The following is an 18,358-nucleotide window of genomic DNA, read 5'->3' on the forward strand; positions in this document are numbered from 1 at the left end:
TGTTACTTCGCTCCGTTCGCCGGGTGACCGGCATCCGCGTAGGTTCCGACGAGACGGACGGCGCCGCCGTCGACGCCCTTCGCGCCCTGTTCGTAGTCGCCCTCGGGGCGCTGGTCGTCGCGGACGACGCCGACCTGCCAGGTGGCGATGCCGTCGGCCGTGAGCGCCGCGGTCGCGGCATCCGCGATCTCGGGCGCCACGACGGCGAGGAAGCCGATGCCGAGGTTCCAGGTGCCCTCGGTCGCGGTGAGGTCGAGTCCGCCGATGTCGGCGAGCACGCGGAACACCGGCGACGGGCTCCACGTCGAGCGATCCACGTCGACCCACGTGTTCTGCGGCAGCACGCGCGCGAGGTTCGCGGCGATGCCGCCGCCGGTGACGTGGCTGAGCGAGTGGATGCCGGAGCCGACCGCCGCGTCGTCGAGCAGACGCAGCAGCGGCGAGGTGTACAGGCGCGTGGGCTCGAGGAGCGCTTCGCCCCACGTCGCGCCGAGGTCGGCCGATGCGGAGCCGTACGCGATGCCGGCGCCGGTGATGATGTGGCGCACGAGCGAGTAGCCGTTGGAGTGTAGACCGCTGGACGCGAGGGCCAGCACGACGTCGCCGTTCTTCACGCGGTCGGCGCCCAGCACGCGGTCGGCCTCCACGACACCGGTCGCCGCTCCGGCGACGTCGTAGTCGTCGACGCCCAGCAGGCCCGGGTGCTCCGCGGTCTCGCCGCCGACGAGCGCGGTGCCCGTCATGGCGCAGCCGCGCGCGATGCCCGCGACGATGTCGGCGATGCGCTGCGGCACGACCTTGCCGCACGCGATGTAGTCGGTCATGAACAGCGGACGCGCACCGACCACGACGATGTCGTCGACGACCATGCCGACGAGGTCTTCGCCGATCGTGTCGTGCTTGTCGATCGCCTGCGCGATCGCGACCTTGGTACCGACGCCGTCGGTGCTGGTCGCGAGCAGCGGCTTGGCGTAGTCGCGCAGCGCGGAGGCGTCGAAGAGACCGGCGAAGCCGCCCACGCCCCCGAGCACCTCGGGGCCGTGCGTGCGACGCACAGCGGACTTCATCAGTTCGACGGCGAGATCTCCGGCGGCGGTATCGACGCCTGCGGCGGAGTACGGGTTTTCGTGGGGAGCGGAGGCCACCGCAACAGACTACCCGGGGTGACACGCGCGGGTGTTCCGGGCTCGACGCAAGGCCCGCCCCACCCGCCGCCGCGCCTCCCTACAATGGCGCCATGACGGGCGGCCAGCCGGAATGGGTGATCCGCGAAGACGCGGCTCAGCCGGTGCTCGTCGCGCTCTATCTGCGACAGGCGCTCGGCATCCGCTCTCCGGAGGAGCTGCCCGCACTCCGACGCGTTCCCTCGCCGATGATCGACGAGCGGACGGATGCCGCCCAGCAGCAGCTCGAGCGCGAGTGGCGGAGCTATTGGGCGCTGACGGTGGAACCGCAGGCGCACCCCTCGCCGGTGCCGCTCGAACTGGTCGATGGTTTCGACACCCTCGTCGCCCTGCCGGTGGAGGGCGCCGATGTGCTGCGCAGGGCCATCGCCCGGCACGCGGACGACGCCGTCGACTTCGCCCGACTCGCCCACGATCGCTACGCACGGGAATCCGCGGCTCGCCCCGGGGTGTCGTATCGCGCGTACGCGAGCGCGATCGCGGCGCACGAGCGCGTCGTCGGCCGCCGGGCGCACTCGTTCGAGCTGAACGTGCAGGTGCTGCCGCTGGCTCAGCGGGGCGTGTGGTGGATCGGTTCGCTCACCGTCGCGGTGACCGACGGTCTGCGCAGCGACGTGGTCGCGTTCGACACCGCGATCCACCCGATCATCGCCGAACTGGCGTGAGGGTCAGACCTCGAACTGCTCGTGGTCGACGGTCACCTGGCGGGTGCGTGCGCCGAGGGCGCGCTCGAAGACGAGGGCGACGATCGCGGCGACCGCCACTCCCGCCACGACGCAGATGAGCGCCGTGAAGCCGAAGACCTGCATCTCGGAGTACACGACCTGCGTGTAGGGGCTCACGTCGCTGCCGTCGATGGCGACCGTGAGGATGAGGGCGACGAGGATGCCGAGGAAGGCACCCGCGGCCAGGAAGACGCCGTACTTGGGGGCGCGGCGCACCGTGACGGTCTCGATGTCGTCGCGGACGTACACCGGTCGTTCGGGAGCGGGTTGGTCGGACATAGGCACATTCTCCCACCGCTGCGCCGCGAGCGGGTCGGGTTCTTCGGCGTCGAGGCACCGGCGGCGGGCCGGACGGAGAGGGCAGGGATGGAGGCCGAGGGCCTACGGCCGCAGGGGAAGCAGCGCGCTCAGGTCGGCGCGCACCCCGGATGCCACGATGCGGCCGGCGGTGACGGCATCCGTCCAGTGCTCCTCGCCGGTGGCGACGGCGATCCAGGTCGCGGCATCGGTCTCGACGACGTTGGGCGGAGTGCCGCGGGTGTGGCGCGGGCCCTCGATCACCTGCACGGCGCCGAAGGGCGGTACGCGCATCTCGACGGAGTTGCCCGGCGCCTTCTCCGCCAGCAGCTGCAGCAGGTAGCGCACCGCGGTGGCGGTCGCCGGGCGGGGAGCGTCTCCGGCGGCCACGGCGGCGAGCGCGGCGCGTCCGTCTCCGGTCTCGATACGGCGGGGAGGCATGGCATCCACGCTACTCGGGGACGACGGGGGCGGGCCATGGGCGACGCCACGGGCGGAGCGGCGGGACGGCCCAAGGGGCGGGCAGGGGCGCTGCGATCGGGGCGCGGCGGTTCCGGCGCGGCTCCCCGCATGACGTCGGCGATCTGCGCGAACTCAGCTCCCCCGCGCCCTTGCCGACCGAGGTCGCGCGCATCACGCAGTCTGCGCCCGCGAACCCTCGCCGGAGCCGACGCCCGCCGCTCGGTAGGCTGGCCGCGTGAGAATCCTGGTCCTCGGTTCGGGCGCGCGCGAGCACGCCATCATCCTCGCCCTGCGCTCCGAAGAGGCTTCGCACGCGATCTTCGCCGCGCCGGGCAACGCCGGCATCGCGCGCGAAGCGCACCTGGTCGGCCTCGACCCCCTCGACCCCACCGCGGTGCTGACCTTCGCGAAGGACGAGGCCATCGACCTCGTCGTCGTCGGACCCGAGGCCCCGCTCGTCGCGGGCGTGGCGGATCCGCTGCGCGCACACGGCATCCCGGTCTTCGGTCCGGGCAGGGCCGCAGCGCAGCTCGAGGGATCCAAGACCTACGCCAAGCGCATCATGGATGCCGCGGGCGTGCCCACCGGACGCTCGGCGCGCGCGCACGACCTCGCCTCCGTCGAGGCCGCCCTCGACGCGTACGGGGCGCCTTACGTGGTCAAGGCCGACGGCCTCGCCGCGGGCAAGGGCGTGATCGTGACGAGTGACCGCGCCGCCGCGATCGCCCACGCCGAGACGTACCTGCCCACCGGTGCCGTGCTCATCGAGGAGTTCCTCTCCGGGCCCGAGGTCTCGCTCTTCTTCCTCAGCGACGGCGATCACGTCGCCCCCCTCAGCCCCGCGCAGGACTTCAAGCGCCTGCGCGACGGCGATGAGGGCCCGAACACCGGCGGCATGGGCGCGTATTCGCCGCTGCCCTGGTTGTCGGACCGCTTCGGCGACGAGGACTCCTTCGTCGACCACGTCACGCGCGTGATCGCCGAGCCCGTGATCCGGCAGATGGATGCCGAGGGCACCCCGTTCATCGGGCTCCTCTACGCCGGACTCATCCTCACCGAGCAGGGCGTCAAGGTCATCGAGTTCAACGCCCGCTTCGGCGACCCCGAGACGCAGGTCGTGCTGCCGCGCCTTGTCGACCCGCTGTCGCGGCTGCTGCTGGCCGCGGCATCCGGCACGCTCGAGGACGAGCCCCGCCCGGCGTTCGCCGAGGCCACCGCCGTCACCGTCGTGCTCGCGAGCGAGGGCTACCCCGAAGCGCCGATCACCGGCCGCGTGCTGACCGGGATCGACGAGGCCGAGGAAGTCGACGGCGTGCACGTCGCGCACGCGGCCACGGCCGACCGCGACGGCGAACTGATCGCGACGGGCGGACGCGTGCTCTCCGTCGTCGCGACCGGCACGACCTTCTCCGAGGCGCGCGAGGCCGCCTACGCGGGGCTCGAGCGCATCGGCCTGGAGGGCGGGCAGTTCCGCACCGACATCGCGGCGAGGGTCGCTCAGGACTGACAGCGGGCGACGAGGCCACGCCTCCGCCGCCTCGATCGCATCCCGACACGACCGCATCCCCGGCGCCCCGCACCCGCCGCGCACCGATCGGCCGCGGACCGCTCAGTGCGGCGCGACTGTCACGCTCAGCGCCGCACCGGATCCCCACCGCCGACGAGGAAGCGCTCGAGGTCGCGCCGCGTCGGGGCCGCCTCCCAGTCGCCGGGCACGAGACAGGCCATCGCCCCGCAGGCATTGCCCCGGACGAGGGCGTCCGCGCCCGACCGCTCCTCGAGCCAGGCGCTGAGATAGCCGGCCACGAAGGCGTCTCCCGCGCCGACGGTGTCGAGCGGCTCGATCACGAAGCCCGGAGCCTCGGTCACGCCGTCGGGAGTGAAGACGGCGGCCCCCTCGGGGCCGCGCTTGACGACCACCTGTGCGACCCCTTCCGCGAGGAGCGAGGCGGTGGCATCCGGCCCCAGCAGCTCGAGCTCCTCGACGCCGCCGAAGACGAGGGTCGCGTGCTCCGCGATCTCGCGCAGCAGCGGCCCCGCGATCTCGGGGGCGGCGAGCGCCGAACGGTAGTTGATGTCGAAGCTCACCGGCACGCCCGCGTCGCGGGCCCGCTCGACGACCGCGAGCACGGTGGCGCGGGCGGTGTCGGACAGCAACGGCGTGATGCCCGTCACGTGCAGCAGCGCCGCCTCTTCGACCCACCCGTCGGGCACATCGGCGGCACTCACGCGGGACCCCGCCGAGCCACGGCGGTAGTAGTGCACGGCGGTGGATGCCGCGGACGGACGCTCCTTGATCATCAGGCCCGTGGGGGCTCCGGCATCGACGAGAGCGTGGACGTCGACGCCCTCCCCGCGCAGCTCGCGCGCGATCCGCTCGCCCAGGGGGTCGTCACCGACCCGACCGAGCCACGACGCATCGACGCCGAGGCGCCGCAGCCCGACCGCGACGTTGCTCTCGGCCCCACCGATGCCGAGTGCGAGCCCCGACGCGTGCCGGAGCGAGCCGATCTCGGTCGTGCGGGCGAGCGCCATGGTCTCGCCGAGGGTGACGACGCGCGTCACGACGCGCACACCTCCACGAACCGCCTCGCCCGGTCGCGGAGCGCGCCGAGGTCGCCGCCTCGGAACGCATCGCCGAGGAGCGGGCCGCCGACGCTGACGGCCACGGCGCCCGCGGCGAGCCACGCGGCCGCGGAGTCGGCATCCACTCCCCCGGAGGGGACGACGGCGATGTCGGGGAACGGTCCGCGCAGGTCCTTCAGGTACCCCGGGCCGACCTGTCCGGCCGGGAAGACCTTCACCGCCGAGGCGCCCGCCGACCACGAGGCGAACAGCTCGGTGGGAGTGAGACCACCCGGGACGATCGCCATGCCGGCGGCGACCGCGCGCTCGACGAGGGCGGTCGAGGTGATGGGGGTGACGACGTAGTCGGCGCCGACGGCGATCGCGCGCTCGAGCTGATCGAGGTTCGTGACCGTGCCGATGCCGAGGTCGCCGTCGAACGACGAGCGCAGGTCGGCGAAGGCGTCGAAGGTGCCCGGCGTCGTGAGCGTCAGCTCGACGCTCTGCACGCCCGCCTCGGCGAGAGCGGCGAGCACCGGCGCGTAATCCGACGCGGCGGACGCCCGGGCGACGACGACGAGCTTCGAGGCGACGGTGCGGGAGGGGAGCTCACCAGTCATGGACGGTCCCGTCGAGGAGGCGGTTCACGGGCAGGTACGCCTTCGTGTACTCGAACGCGCCGGCGGCCTCTTCGTCGAGCTCGACGCCAAGACCGGGCTGGTCGCCGGGGTGCAGGAAGCCCTTGTCGAAGGTGAACGAGGTCTGGAACACCTCGAGCGTCTGCTCGTTGTGCGGCATGTACTCCTGGATGCCGAAGTTGTGGATCGCCAGATCCAGGTGCAGGGCAGCGGCCATTCCGACCGGCGAGATGTCGGTGGGGCCGTGGATGCCGGAGCGGATGCCGTAGATCGCGGCGAAGTCGAGGAGCTTCTTCATCGCGGTGATGCCGCCGGTGTGGGTCACGGCCGAGCGCACGTAGTCGATCAGGCGCTCGGTGATCAGCGTCTGGTAGTCGTACACGGTGTTGAAGACCTCGCCGATCGCGAGCGGGGTCGTCGAGTGCTGACGGATGAGGCGCAGCGCCGTCTGGTCCTCGCCGGGGGTGGCGTCCTCGAGCCAGAAGAGGTCGTAGGGCTCGACGTCCTTCGCGAAGCGGGCGGCCTCGATCGGCGACATGCGGTGGTGACCGTCGTGGAGGAGGCGCAGGTCGGTGCCGAACTCCTCGCGGATCTTCGCGAACACCCCGGGCATGTGGTTGAGGTACTGGCGGGTGTCCCAGGTCTCCTCGGCGGGGCGGTCGCCTGAGCGCTTGGCCGGCTCGTAGTCGTAGCGCACGCCCGGGCCCGCGGCCGAGACGCCGTAGATCTGGCCGAGGCCGGGGACGCCCGTCTGCACACGCACGGCGGTGAAGCCGAGTTCGCGGTAGCCGGTGATCGCGTTCGAAAGCGCGGCGAAGTCGGTGCCCGAGGCGTGGGCGTAGACGCGCACGCCGTCGCGGCTCGCGCCTCCGAGCAGCTGGTAGAGCGGCATCCCGGCCTTCTTGGCCTTGATGTCCCACAGCGCCATGTCGACCGCGGCGATCGCGGCCATGGTCACGGGTCCGCGGCGCCAGTACGCGCCGCGGTAGAGGTACTGCCAGGTGTCCTCGATGCGGTCCTCGTCGCGGCCGATGAGCATCGAGGCGAGGTGGTCGGAGAGGTACGACGCCACCGACAGCTCGCGGCCGTTGAGGGTGGCATCCCCCCATCCGACGACGCCGTCGCTGGTGGTGACCTTCAGGGTGACGAAGTTGCGGCCGGGGCTGGTGACGATGACGTCGACGGATTCGATGCTCATGCGGGGTCTTTCTCGAGGAGGGAAGAGGGATGCCGGGCGGGCTCGCCGTCACGAGCCCGCCCGGGGTGCGGGGCGTCGCGCCCCGCGGTCACATCGCGGCGCGCGGGTCGGTCAGGTCGCGACCGGTCCACTCGGGGGCGACGATCGCGGCGACCAGGGCCGAGGCGGTGAAGACCCCCATGAGCACCATGATCGGGACGATGCTGCCCGTGGCGGCGGCCACCCACGCGGCGGCGACGACGGGGCCGATACCGGTGGCGATGATGGCGGCGATCTCGCGGACGACGGCGGTGAGGGTGTAGCGGTTGCGGGCGCCGAAGATCTCGGGGATCGAGATGTTCTCCATGGACGCCAGACCCAGCACCGAGATGTTGTGGATCAGCGCGTAGCCGACGAAGATCGCACCCACTTCGCGCGAGTTGATCAGCAGCAGGGTCGGGACGATCAGCAGCAGCGACAGCGCGGACATGACGATGTACATGCGGCGGCGGCCGAACCTGTCGCCGAGGAAGCCGACCACGGGGATGGTGACGAAGCCGATCAGCGACGAGACGATGACGATCTCGGGGCCGACCTCCTTCGAGATGGCGAGGGTGATCGTGATGAATGAGATCAGGTAGGTCTGCACGATGCCGGAGTTGCCGGCCTGGCCGAAGCGGAGGAAGAACGACACGAGCACGGCCTTGAGGGGCTTCTTCTGCAGCGACTCGAGCGTGCGGATGTCGTTGGTCTCGGTGGCGACCTTCTGCAGCTCGGCGCGCGAGAGCGCCTTGCCGTCGACGACATCGGTGCGCTCCTCGAAGACCGGGCTCTCCTTGAGGTTGAAGCGCACCCAGAGGGCGAAGAGCATGATGATCGCGCTGCCGATGAAGGGGATGCGCCACCCCCACGCGATGACGTCGCTCTCCATCATCACGGCGAGCAGGATCGCCCAGATGCCCGAGGCGAACAGCGTGCCGCAGTTCGTGCCCAGGGCGACCAGCGAGGCCACGACGCCGCGACGGTTGTCGGGGGCGTACTCGGCGAGCATGACGCCCGCGCCCGAGATCTCGGCACCCGCGCCGAAGCCCTGGGCCAGGCGGAGGATGACGAGGAGGATCGGGGCGAGGATGCCGACCTGCTCGTACGTGGGTAGCACGCCGATCAGCGTCGTCGCGGCCCCCATGAGCAGGATCGTGTAGAACAGCACCTGCTTGCGACCGATCTTGTCGCCGATGCGGGCGAAGAAGAACGCGCCGACCGGGCGGGCCACGTAGCCCACGCCGTAGGTGGCCATCGCCAGCACGACCGCCATCGCGGCGTCGCCCCCGGCGAAGAAGATCTGGCTGAAGACCAGGGCGGCGGCCAGCGAGTAGAGCTGGAAGTCCATGAACTCCAGCGCGGTGCCGAGCCAGCCCGAGACGGCCGCGCGGGCGAGGTCGCCCACGGACCGCTTGGCGACGGGCGTCGACGACGACGCGTCGACGCCGGGGGCGGAAGAGCTGCTCATCGGATTACTCCTTCGTAGTGATGATGATCGTTCGGTGAAGCGGGTCAGAGGGAGAGGAGGACCTTGGCGGAGGCCGAGGAGTCGCGCGCCGTGGCGAACGCGGCCACCGCGTCGGTCGCGGGGAGGACGTGCGAGACGACCGCGTCGAGCGCATCGGTGGAGGCCAGCAGGGCGATCGCGTCGTCGATCTCGGTCGAGAAGCGGAACGCGCCGCGCAGAGTGACCTCCTTCGCGAGCATCGGGGCGAGGTTCACCCCGATCTCGGCGTCGGGGAGCATGCCGACCTGCACGACGGTGCCGGCGCGGCGGGTCGCGCGAACGGCCTGCGTGAGGGCGACGCCGACTCCCGAGCACTCGAAGACGACGTCGAACGACTCGGGGGCGATCGCGTCGGTGCCCACGAGGAAGGTCTCGGTCGCGCCGAGAGCGCGCGCCCGATCCAGAGGCTCGGGCCGGACATCGCCGGCGCCCACGATCGCGGCGCCCGCGTTCACGGCCGCGGCGACGACGAGCAGGCCGATGGGCCCGGCGCCGATGACGAGAGCGCGCTTACCGGTCAGATCTCCCGTGAGGCCCACGGCGTGGATGGCGACGGCGAGGGGCTCGGCGAGCGCGGCGCGCTCGAGGGACAGCCCCGGGGGGAGGACGCGGATCATGTGCTCCTCGACGAGGAGCATCTCGGCGGCCCCGCCCTGGCGGTGCGGGAACCCCGCGGCGCTGCCGAGGTAGTCGCCGCCCGCGCGCAGGTGCGGGCGGTCCTCGAGGCCGGTGACCTCCGGCCCGAACCGTGCAGGGTGCACGGTGACCGGGGTCCCCGGCGCGAGGCGCCCGGAGGGGTCGAGGTCGACCTCGGCGGAGAGCTCGTGGCCCGGGGTGAGGGGCTCGCGCACGGCGTACTCGCCGTTCTTGCCGTGGAAGTAGTAGTGCAGGTCCGACCCGCAGATGCCGACGTAGCGCACCCGCAGGCGCACTTCACCCTCGCCCGGCTCGGGCGTCGGGCGGTCTTCCCAGCGGATGTCTTCCGCGCCGTGGATCGCGAGGAGCTTCATCGCGTCTCTTTCCTGTCGTCTCGCGCTTCGGGAGCGCCGGGGTGGTGGGGCGCTCGGGGAGCACCGGGGGTGGGGGTCAGGTCGCGGGGTGCGCCAGGCTGCCGGCCGCCGCGAGGCTGTCGGCGATCGCGCTCTCGACGCCGCGCCGCACGATGGTGTCGACGAGGTCGCCGACCCGGTCGACGAAGGCCGTCCGATGGGCGACGTCGTCGCCGAACAGCCGCAGGTCGACGACGGCGCGGTGCGCGAGGTCGCGCCCGTCGCGCGTCGGGACCGCGGTGAGCCGTTCGCGCGCGGGGTCGGTCATCGCCTCGGCGTGCGGGCCGGGGTCGAAGCCGGCCGGCGGGGCGACGCAGGCGAGGTAGGCGGCGACCGTGAGCGCGATGAGGTGCGGGAACTCCCCGCGGTCGAGGGCGTGGGCGATCGGCCCCGGGATGCGCTGCCCGAGCTTCACCGATCCGTCGGAGCCCACCTGACTCGTGCGGTGCCCCAGCGCGCTGTTCCCCCACCGGGCGAACAGGTCGCGCTCGTACTGCTCGATGTCCACCCCGGCCGGAGCGGTGACCGAGGGCTCGTATTCGCCGCGCAGGACCGCCGCGGCGGCGGCTTCGATGTCGGCCAGGGCGATGGCATCCGGGATCGTCGGAACCCCCCGCAGAGCGCCGAGGTAGGCGATGAGCGAGTGCGTGCCGTTGAGCAGGCGCACCTTGAGCTGCTCGTACGCGCCGACCTCGTCGGTGAACACGGCGCCTCCGGCCTCCCAAGCGGGCCGACCGCCGGCGAAGCGGTCCTCGATGGCCCACATGGTGAAAGGCTCGGCCGGGACGGGGACCTCGTCGCGCACACCGAGCAGTCCGGCGACGCGGTCGGTCAGCTCGGCGGTGGTCGAGGGGACGATGCGGTCGACCATGCTCGAGGGGAACGTCACGGCACGGTCGAGGTAGGTCAGGACGTCGCTGCCCTCGGCATCCGGGAGCTCCTGGAGGAACTCGCGGACGAGCTTCTCTGTGTGCGAGCCGTTCGAGAGCAGGTTGTCGCAGCTCAGGATCGAGAGGGGCGCCCCGCCGGCGGAGGCCCGCGCCTGCAGGCCTCGGGCGAGCTGGCCGATGGTGGACATGGGTGCGCCGCCGCGGAGGTCGGCCTGCACGCGCGGATCGGTCACGTCGAGGTGCTGCGTCGAGGGCGAGAAGCTGTAGCCGTTCTCGGTCACCGTCAGCGTCACGATCCGGATGCGGGGGTCGGAGAGGTCGGCGACCACTCGGGCCGGATCGGCGGCGGCGACGTACGAATCGGTGTGGACGCCGGGGATGTCGAGTGTCGTCGCCTCGGGCGAGACCGTGGCGACGGCGTAGAGGTGGTCCTGGGCGTGCAGCGCGTCGACGACCCGGCGCGAGCGGGAGGCCACGCCGACGATGCCCCAGTCCCCGCCCTCGGCGCGGAGGGCCGCAGCGGTGTAGACCGCCTGGTGGGCCCGGTGGAAGCTGCCGAGACCGAGATGCAGGATGCCGGCGGCTTTCGGGGCGGGAGAAGAGGCGACGGACGTCCGCGCGCCGCGGTGCAGGCTCGCGGTCGGTCCCAAGGGATCGTCGATGATCGGCATACAAGTAGTGTGCGTTGTTTGTACAAACTTGTCAACCGTTTTCATAGAACATGCACGATGATGGGAGGACTGCACGAAGGAGCACGGATGGCGGCGAATCTCACCGAGGTGGCGCGGCACGCGGGCGTCTCGATCGCCACGGCCTCCCGCGCGTTCGGCGAACCCGACCGCCTCGCCCCCGCGACGCTCGAGCGGGTGCGCGTCGCCGCCGCCGAGCTGGGCTACGCGGCCCCCCAGGCTCCGGTGGGGACGCGCACGATCGCGGTCGTGGTCCCGGATGCCGCGAACCCGGTCTACGCGACCCTCCTGAAGGCCATCCAGGGCCAGGCGTGGCACGGGCGCCATCGCATCGTGCTCTACGACGCCGACGAAGATCTGCGCCGCGAGCGGGAGTCCATCGAGCTCGCGATGAAGGCCGACGGCCTCGTGCTGTGCTCCCCGCGCCTGCCCGAGGAGGAGGTGCTCTCACTGATCGGCGAGACGCCCCATGTCGTGATCAACCGACTGATCCCCGGCGCCTCGTGCGTGATCATGGACGCCGACCGCGGCCCGAGCCAGGCCGTCGAGCACCTCGCCGCCCTCGGACACGCGCACATCGCCTACGCCTCGGGCCCCCACGGCTCCTGGGCCGACGACCAGCGCGCGAACACCGTCGCGCGCGCCTGCGAGCGCTTCGGCATCCGCCTCACCCGCCTGAGTAATCACGCCGCGTCGATCCAGGGTGGGCGAGCGAACGCCGCCGCGGCCATCGCGAGCGGGGCCACCGCCGTGATCGCCTACAACGATCTCGTCGCGCTCGGCCTGGAGGCCGGCATGGGCGAGCTCGGCCGGGTATGCCCCGACGACGTGAGCATCGTCGGGATCGACGACATCGATCTCGCCGGTGCCGTCACCCCCAGCCTCACCACCGTCCGCATGCCGATCGGCCGGTCCGGCGCCCTCGCCGTCGACCTGCTGCTGCAGTCGATGAGCGGCACCACCCCCGACGCTGCGGCGGTCCTGCCCTCGGAGCTGATCGTCCGCGGGTCGACCGCGCCGCCGCCCGCCTGACGGCGAGGCGTTCCGACGGGGTAACAGGCCTCCCGCGTGCTCGGTGGCCGACCCGATCCCCGCCCTGCATCGTACCCTCGACGGATGAGCGCGATCGCGTACGAGGCCCGAGCCGACGAATACATCACCGCGCTCGGATCGATGGATGCCGTGCACCCGGTCGACCGCGCGATCGTCGACGCGTGGGCCGGGGGGCTCTCGGGCCCGGTCCTCGATGCGGGCTGCGGCCCCGGCCACTGGACGCGACACCTGGCCGACCGCGGCGTGGATGCGCGTGGGGTCGACCTCGCGCCGCGATTCGTGGAGCACGCACGGTCGGCGCATGCCGGTGTCCGATTCGATGTCGGTTCGATCGACGGACTCGACGCGGCGGACGGCGCCTTCGGCGGCATGCTCTCGTGGTTCTCGACCATCCACCACGAGCCCGAGGAGATCTCGACGCCGTTGCGGGAGTTCGCGCGCGTGACCCGCCCGGGTGGTGGTCTGCTCGTCGGCTTCTTCGTCGGGACGTCGCGGGAGCCCTTCGACCACGCCGTCACGCGCGCCTGGCGGTGGCCGGCCGGCGAGCTGGCTCGTCGAGTGGATGCCGTCGGCTTCGACGTGATCGAGACGCACACGCGTGAGGCACGGGGCGAGCGCGCGGTCGGAGCGCTGCGCTGCGAGCGGCGCGCGTGAGGTCGCCGCGCCGACGAACGACGGACGCCGCCACCCGCACGGGGTGACGGCGTCCGACATCCGGGTCCTACTCCCCCGCGGAGGCGGGGGCGGCCTGCGCCGTCTGCTGCGCGGAGCCCGCGTCGCGCGGAGCACCGTGCGGGCGGATCATCGTGGGACGGCGCATGAACAGCACCGCGACGAGGCCGACGGCGATCACGACGATCGGCAGCAGGAGCGACTGACCCATCGCCTGCGAGAATCCGCCGACCACCTGCTCCGGGAGCGGTCCCGATCCGAAGCTGGCCCCGGCATCCGCTGCCCCCGGCAGGTTGGCCTCGAGGCGGGCCTGCATGAAGGCGGCGATGGATGCCGAGCCGATGACCGAGCCGACGGTGCGAGTGGTGTTGTAGATGCCGGCACCCGCACCCGCCTGCCGCGGCGGCAGGTTGCGCGTCGCGGTGGTCGCCAGCGGGCCCCACATCCCGGCGTTGCCGATGCCCATGAACGCCGCGGGGATGAGGAAGGCCCAGATCGGGGCGTCGTTCAGGATGAGCGCCGTGTACAGTCCCAGCGATCCGCCGACCAGCAGCAGACCGGGCACGAGCAGGAAGCGCGGGTCGGTGCGATCGAGCAGCTTGCCGGCGAAGGGGGCCAGCACGCCCGAGAGGATCGCGAGCGGCACCAGCAGCAGCGCCGATTCGGTGGGCGTGAGACCCCGGGCCAGCTGCAGGTAGAACATCTGCGGCAGCGCCATGCTCGTCACCGTGAAACCGACGGCGGCGATGGCCAGGTTGGCGATCGAGAAGTTGCGGTCCCGGAACAGATCGAGCGGCACGAGGGGCTCGCCCGTGCTGCGCGCCTGGGTCCAGATGAACACCGCCATGACGGCGACGCCGGCGATGACCATGCCCCAGATCCAGGCCGCCCACGCGTAGTGCTCGCCCTCCTGCAGCCCGAACACGATGAGGAAGAGCCCGACGGCGCTCAGGACGACACCGAGGATGTCGAACTTGTGCGCGGTGCGCGGGAGCTGCGGGACCAGGATCACGGCGGCGATGAAGCCGATGACGCCGACGGGGATGTTGATGAAGAAGATCCACTCCCAGCCAAGGCCGTCGACCAGCAGGCCCCCGGCGAGGGGACCGACGAGCGTCGCCACACCGGCGGTGGCTCCCCACAGACCCATGGCCGCACCGCGATTCTGGGGCGGGAAGGTGCGGGTGATGACCGCCATCGTCTGCGGCGTCATGAGGGCGGCGCCCAGGCCCTGCACGGCGCGGGCGACGATCAGCACCTCGAGAGTGGGGGCGAGACCGCACGCGAGCGAAGCGAGGGTGAAGATCGCGAGGCCCGCGAGGTAGATGTTCTTGGGGCCGAAGCGGTCGCCGAGGCGGCCGGTGATCAGCAGCGGCACCGCGTACGTGAGCAGGTAGGCGCTGGTGACCCACACGACGTTGTCGAGATTGTTGGTGTCCGGATCGAGGGCCGCCTTGATGGCCGGGTTGGCCACCGAGACGATCGTGGTGTCGACCAGGATCATGAAGAAGCCGATGACCAGGGCCCACAGGGCGGGCCAGGGGCTGCGGGCAGGGGTGCCGTGCGACCCGGTGCGGGTCGATCCGGTGGAAGAGGATGCCGCGGATGCGGCGCGGGAATCGGTCATGGGGTGGTCTCCTTCGAGACGCGTTCTTTCGTGAAGTGTTCCGGGATCTCGTCGGGGCCCCAGGCGAGGGAGCCGTCAGCGAGGCGCGCGCGCAGGGCGTCCTGCCACGCGAGTTCGGCGTCGAGGAGCGCGGCCTGCCGTTGGACCTCGACCATGAACTGTTCGGGGACGCCGCGATGGGCCGCCCCGTCCAGGCCCGTGCGGTGCTCGTGCGCCGAGGCGACGAGCAGGGCACGGCGTCGATCGAGCAGGGCGACCACGTCGTCGCGCTCGAGATTGTGCGCCTCGGAGAGCGCGACGCGGAAGTCGGTCGAGCGCTCGATCTGCGGCAGTTCGGTGCGCACCCACTCCTCGACCGCGCGGCGACCGGCGTCGAGCAGCGTGTAGGTGGTGCGTTCGGGACGGTTCCCCTCGCGGTCGACGCCCGCTTCGGCGAGCAGACCGTCGCGCTCGAGCCGGGCGACCGTGTGGTAGATCGTGCCCTTCTGAAGGGGCACGAGCCGGTCGTCCTTTCGCTCGCGCAACAGGCGCACGAGTTCGTAGGTGTGCATGTCCGCCTCGCGGAGGGTGGCGAGGATCATGACCGCGACGGGCGTGAGGCGAGTGCTTTCCGGCATCCGTCTTCTCCTTCGCTCATGTGGTCCGTCTCGACTAGTCCACATGGACTATACGCCTCACGCGCCCGCCGCGCGAGTCCACGCAAGTGAACGTCGAGTGTCCAGAACACGCCGACCCCGCACGCGCGGTGCGGCGTGTCGGGGACAGTCAACGCCCGGCGGTTGCCGTGGCCGGTGGGCTTGCGCACCGCCCACTCACGACGAAGACGCCGCGCCGGCGGACCGGGGCGGCGTCTTCCTGTCGAACAGTCGACTCAGCCTGACGAGGACGGCCCGGACACCGTCTCGGGGGCGTCCTTGTCGGCGACGGGCGCGCCGGCGGCGCCCTCGCCCGGCGCCGCGGCGGACCGGCGGTGGCGCCAGCGGGCCGGCAGGCCGAAGATGCCCCGCTGGTTGGGCTCCTCGACCTCGAGGCCGTAGTGCTGCCCGATCGCGTCGCGCAACTGCGCACGCTCGGCCCTGTCGTACGCCTTCATCTCGCGGCGGAAGGCGACGACCGTCGCCCAGCAGATCGCGAGGAGCACGACGCTGAAGGGCAGCGCGATGCTGATCGCCGCCGTCTGCAGCGCCTGGAGTCCACCCGCGATGAGGAGGGCGAAGGCGATCACGGCGGTGGCGAGGGCGAAGAACACGCGCACCCATTTCTTGGGCTCCTCCTCGCCGCCGGTGGCGATCATGCTCATCACCAGAGCTCCCGAGTCCGCCGAGGTCACGAAGAACACGGCGATGAGGATGAGGAAGCCGATGATCAGCACGGCCGAACCCGGAACCCCCTCGAGCATCTGGAACAGCGCCGTCGAGACATCGACCGACCCGTCCGCACCGGTGTACGAGGCCGTACCGGTCAGTTCGCCGTAGATCGCGGTCCCGCCGAGCACGGTGAACCACAGGATGCCGACGAGCGTGGGCACGAGGATCACACCGACCACGAACTCGCGTACGGTGCGCCCGCGCGAGATGCGCGCGATGAAGATGCCCACGAAGGGGGCCCACGAGATCCACCAGCCCCAGTAGAACGCCGTCCACGCGCCCTGCCAGGCCACGCCGTCGTCGCCCGCGTAGGCGCTGACGGTGAACGACAGGCCGACGAAGCTCTGGATGTAGTTGCCGATGGACTGCACGACGTCGCGGAGCAGGAACTCGGTGGGGCCGACGAAGAGCAGGAAGAGCATCAGCAGCCCGGCGAGCACGAGGTTGATGTTCGAGAGCCACTTCATGCCCTTGCCGACGCCGGACAGCAGCGAGAACAGGACGAAGCCGGTGATGATGCCGATGATCACGGCCTGGCTGATGATGCTGGGCGGTACGACCCCGAGGAAGTCGAGCCCCGCACTGATCTGGATGACGCCGAGACCGAGGGAGGTCGCCACGCCGAAGAGCGTGCCGACGAGGGCGGCGACGTCGACCGCGTTGCCCCAGCCGCCCTGCACGAGGCGCGCACCGAGGATCGGTTCGAGCGCCCACCGGATGGTGCGGGGACGCTTGCGACGGTGGAAGGCGTAGGCCAGCGCGAGACCCAGCACGACGTAGATCGACCACGCGTGCACGCCCCAGTGCAGGAACGTCTGCGACATGGCCTGCTGCGCGAGTTCGCCGGGGGTACCCGTGACGCCGGGGCGAGGAGAGACGAAGTGACTGAGCGGCTCGCTCACGCCGTAGAAGACGAGGCCGATCCCCATGCCGGCGGCGAAGAGGAGCGCGAACCACGACATCGTCGAGAACTCGGGCTCGTCGTCATCCTGGCCGAGCTTGATGTTGCCGAAGCGGCTGAAGCCCATCGCGAGGGCGAAGACGACGAAGAACGCCGCGATCAGCACGTAGTACCAATTGAACGTCGAGACGATGGCCGTCTGCACACTGGTGAAGGTGGCCTCGGCCGCCGCGGGGAAGAACAGCGCGAAAGCGATGAACGCGAGCGCGATCGCAGCGGCGGGCCAGAACACCCAGCCGCGGATGGTCTTGTGCCGGCTGCCCGCGTGAGGATCGATGGCTACCGCGGGTCCGGAGGTGTCATCGGTCATTCCTCCGAGGGTAGTGAACGCCCCCTCCTCGCCCGGGGGGCAGGCGCCGTGAGAGACGTTGTGCGACAATCCGCGCGAGCGCGCCGTGTGGACGCGAGCGTGCACCCGCGATAATGAGCGGGTGACCTCCGCCTCCCCCCTCGAGCTCGCCGGCTGGCGCCACGTCTACTCCGGCAAGGTGCGCGACCTCTACGTGCCCGCCGAGACGGCTCCCGACGCCACTCCCGCACACCTCCTCGTCGTCGCGAGCGACCGCGTGAGCGCCTTCGACCACGTGCTCGAACCCGGCATCCCCGACAAGGGCGAGCTGTTGACGACCCTCAGCCTGTGGTGGTTCGACCAGCTCGCCGGCGGCGACGGCGGGCCGTCGATTCCGAACCACCTCGTCTCCGACCGCCGCCTCGAAGGCGAAGAGACGGTGAGCCTGATCCCGGATGCCGTACAGGGGCGCGCGATGCTCGTGCGCTCCCTCGACATGCAGCCGATCGAGTGCGTCGTGCGCGGCTACCTCACCGGGTCGGGATGGGCCGAGTACCGCGCGTCGGGCACGGTGTGCGGCATCCCCCTCCCCGAGGGCCTGAACGACGGCGACCGCCTCCCTGAGCCGCTCTACACACCGGCGTGGAAGGCTCCGATGGGCGAGCACGACGAGAACATCACGTTCGAACGCTCCGTCGAGCTCGTCGGCGCCGACACCGCGACCGCCCTGCGTGATCTGTCGCTCGAGATCTACCACCGCGCCTCCGCGACCGCCGAGGCCCACGGGCTGATCCTCGCCGACACGAAGTTCGAATTCGGCTTCGACGCCGACGACGTGCTGACCCTGGCCGACGAGGTTCTGACCTCCGACTCGTCCCGGTACTGGGATGCCGAGGCCTGGCGCACCGGCACCACCCCCACCGAGCGCATGGCGAGCTTCGACAAGCAGATCGTGCGCGACTGGTTGTCGGCGAATTGGGACAAGCAGGGCGAGCCCCCCGTCCTCCCCGCCGAGATCGTCGAGCGCACGCGCGAGCGCTACGCGACCCTCCTGCGCCTGCTCACGGCGTCCTGACCCGCCCGCGGAGGCCTCGACGAGTTCAGCCACCGCCCCTGCCGCACGAGGCCCCCGAGCCCCACCCCACCCGGTCCCTGAGCACCACC

The 18,358-nt window shown here is 71.5% G+C and carries 17 protein-coding genes; 5 read left to right on the top strand and 12 right to left on the bottom strand.

The annotated features are described in order from the left end of the window. Nucleotides 1-2: 2 nt before the first annotated feature. On the bottom strand, nucleotides 3-1,145 hold the full coding sequence (purM, locus tag AB0N82_RS02215; RefSeq protein WP_363387569.1) for a phosphoribosylformylglycinamidine cyclo-ligase: 1,143 nt from the start codon (nucleotides 1,143-1,145) through the stop codon (nucleotides 3-5). A 92-nt stretch (nucleotides 1,146-1,237) separates the two neighbouring features. Here purM and AB0N82_RS02220 point away from each other — a divergent pair, with 92 nt between their 5' ends. After that, nucleotides 1,238-1,849, top strand: a complete 612-nt coding sequence (locus AB0N82_RS02220; RefSeq protein WP_315993822.1) for a zinc-binding alcohol dehydrogenase — start codon at nucleotides 1,238-1,240, stop codon at nucleotides 1,847-1,849. A 3-nt stretch (nucleotides 1,850-1,852) separates the two neighbouring features. On the opposite strand, the gene AB0N82_RS02225 is transcribed toward AB0N82_RS02220, so the two are convergent. Beyond that, nucleotides 1,853-2,188, bottom strand: coding sequence for a potassium transporter Trk (locus AB0N82_RS02225; RefSeq protein WP_363387572.1), 336 nt, complete (start codon nucleotides 2,186-2,188; stop codon nucleotides 1,853-1,855). Between the two features lie 102 nt (nucleotides 2,189-2,290). Continuing rightward, nucleotides 2,291-2,647: a sterol carrier family protein gene (locus AB0N82_RS02230; RefSeq protein ID WP_076673345.1), complete on the bottom strand. Its 357-nt coding sequence runs from the start codon at nucleotides 2,645-2,647 to the stop codon at nucleotides 2,291-2,293. Between the two features lie 256 nt (nucleotides 2,648-2,903). Between AB0N82_RS02230 and purD the strand changes: the two genes are divergently transcribed. Beyond that, complete coding sequence (gene purD, locus AB0N82_RS02235; RefSeq protein WP_363387577.1) at nucleotides 2,904-4,175, top strand: phosphoribosylamine--glycine ligase; 1,272 nt, start codon at nucleotides 2,904-2,906, stop codon at nucleotides 4,173-4,175. A 125-nt stretch (nucleotides 4,176-4,300) separates the two neighbouring features. On the opposite strand, the gene AB0N82_RS02240 is transcribed toward purD, so the two are convergent. The 6 genes from AB0N82_RS02240 to AB0N82_RS02265 form a co-directional block, all read right to left on the bottom strand. After that, nucleotides 4,301-5,233, bottom strand: a complete 933-nt coding sequence (locus tag AB0N82_RS02240) for a sugar kinase (protein ID WP_363387580.1) — start codon at nucleotides 5,231-5,233, stop codon at nucleotides 4,301-4,303. Next, nucleotides 5,230-5,853: a bifunctional 4-hydroxy-2-oxoglutarate aldolase/2-dehydro-3-deoxy-phosphogluconate aldolase gene (locus tag AB0N82_RS02245; RefSeq protein WP_363387583.1), complete on the bottom strand. Its 624-nt coding sequence runs from the start codon at nucleotides 5,851-5,853 to the stop codon at nucleotides 5,230-5,232. Before AB0N82_RS02245 ends, AB0N82_RS02240 begins: the two co-directional genes overlap by 4 nt. Next, complete coding sequence (gene manD / locus AB0N82_RS02250; protein ID WP_315993827.1) at nucleotides 5,843-7,069, bottom strand: D-mannonate dehydratase ManD; 1,227 nt, start codon at nucleotides 7,067-7,069, stop codon at nucleotides 5,843-5,845. The genes AB0N82_RS02245 and manD overlap by 11 nt, the downstream gene beginning before the upstream one ends. A gap of 88 nt (nucleotides 7,070-7,157) precedes the next feature. After that, nucleotides 7,158-8,558 (bottom strand): MFS transporter, encoded by a 1,401-nt coding sequence (locus AB0N82_RS02255; RefSeq protein ID WP_315993828.1) that lies wholly within the window; start codon nucleotides 8,556-8,558, stop codon nucleotides 7,158-7,160. 44 nt (nucleotides 8,559-8,602) lie between these two features. After that, nucleotides 8,603-9,607: an L-idonate 5-dehydrogenase gene (locus AB0N82_RS02260; RefSeq protein WP_363387588.1), complete on the bottom strand. Its 1,005-nt coding sequence runs from the start codon at nucleotides 9,605-9,607 to the stop codon at nucleotides 8,603-8,605. 76 nt (nucleotides 9,608-9,683) lie between these two features. Then, nucleotides 9,684-11,207: a mannitol dehydrogenase family protein gene (locus tag AB0N82_RS02265; RefSeq protein WP_363387591.1), complete on the bottom strand. Its 1,524-nt coding sequence runs from the start codon at nucleotides 11,205-11,207 to the stop codon at nucleotides 9,684-9,686. 87 nt (nucleotides 11,208-11,294) lie between these two features. On the opposite strand from AB0N82_RS02265, the gene AB0N82_RS02270 reads away from it, so the two are divergent. Continuing rightward, nucleotides 11,295-12,257 (top strand): LacI family DNA-binding transcriptional regulator, encoded by a 963-nt coding sequence (locus AB0N82_RS02270; protein WP_363387594.1) that lies wholly within the window; start codon nucleotides 11,295-11,297, stop codon nucleotides 12,255-12,257. A gap of 84 nt (nucleotides 12,258-12,341) precedes the next feature. Next, nucleotides 12,342-12,932 (top strand): class I SAM-dependent methyltransferase, encoded by a 591-nt coding sequence (locus tag AB0N82_RS02275; protein WP_363387597.1) that lies wholly within the window; start codon nucleotides 12,342-12,344, stop codon nucleotides 12,930-12,932. Nucleotides 12,933-12,999: 67 nt separating this feature from the next. Here the strand turns inward: AB0N82_RS02275 and AB0N82_RS02280 are convergent, their stop codons facing one another. The 3 genes from AB0N82_RS02280 to AB0N82_RS02290 all read right to left on the bottom strand — a co-directional run bounded on the left by AB0N82_RS02280 (nucleotide 13,000) and on the right by AB0N82_RS02290 (nucleotide 17,215). Next, nucleotides 13,000-14,577: a DHA2 family efflux MFS transporter permease subunit gene (locus AB0N82_RS02280; protein ID WP_363387600.1), complete on the bottom strand. Its 1,578-nt coding sequence runs from the start codon at nucleotides 14,575-14,577 to the stop codon at nucleotides 13,000-13,002. Beyond that, on the bottom strand, nucleotides 14,574-15,194 hold the full coding sequence (locus tag AB0N82_RS02285; protein WP_363387603.1) for a helix-turn-helix transcriptional regulator: 621 nt from the start codon (nucleotides 15,192-15,194) through the stop codon (nucleotides 14,574-14,576). The genes AB0N82_RS02280 and AB0N82_RS02285 overlap by 4 nt, the downstream gene beginning before the upstream one ends. 254 nt (nucleotides 15,195-15,448) lie before the next feature. Continuing rightward, on the bottom strand, nucleotides 15,449-17,215 hold the full coding sequence (locus AB0N82_RS02290; protein ID WP_363387606.1) for a BCCT family transporter: 1,767 nt from the start codon (nucleotides 17,213-17,215) through the stop codon (nucleotides 15,449-15,451). 121 nt (nucleotides 17,216-17,336) lie between these two features. Here AB0N82_RS02290 and AB0N82_RS02295 point away from each other — a divergent pair, with 121 nt between their 5' ends. Beyond that, nucleotides 17,337-18,269: a phosphoribosylaminoimidazolesuccinocarboxamide synthase gene (locus tag AB0N82_RS02295; protein WP_363387609.1), complete on the top strand. Its 933-nt coding sequence runs from the start codon at nucleotides 17,337-17,339 to the stop codon at nucleotides 18,267-18,269. Nucleotides 18,270-18,358 lie beyond the last annotated feature (89 nt).

This window comes from Microbacterium sp. NPDC089186, from assembly GCF_040685115.1.
Taxonomy (GTDB): Bacteria; Actinomycetota; Actinomycetes; order Actinomycetales; family Microbacteriaceae; genus Microbacterium; species Microbacterium galbum.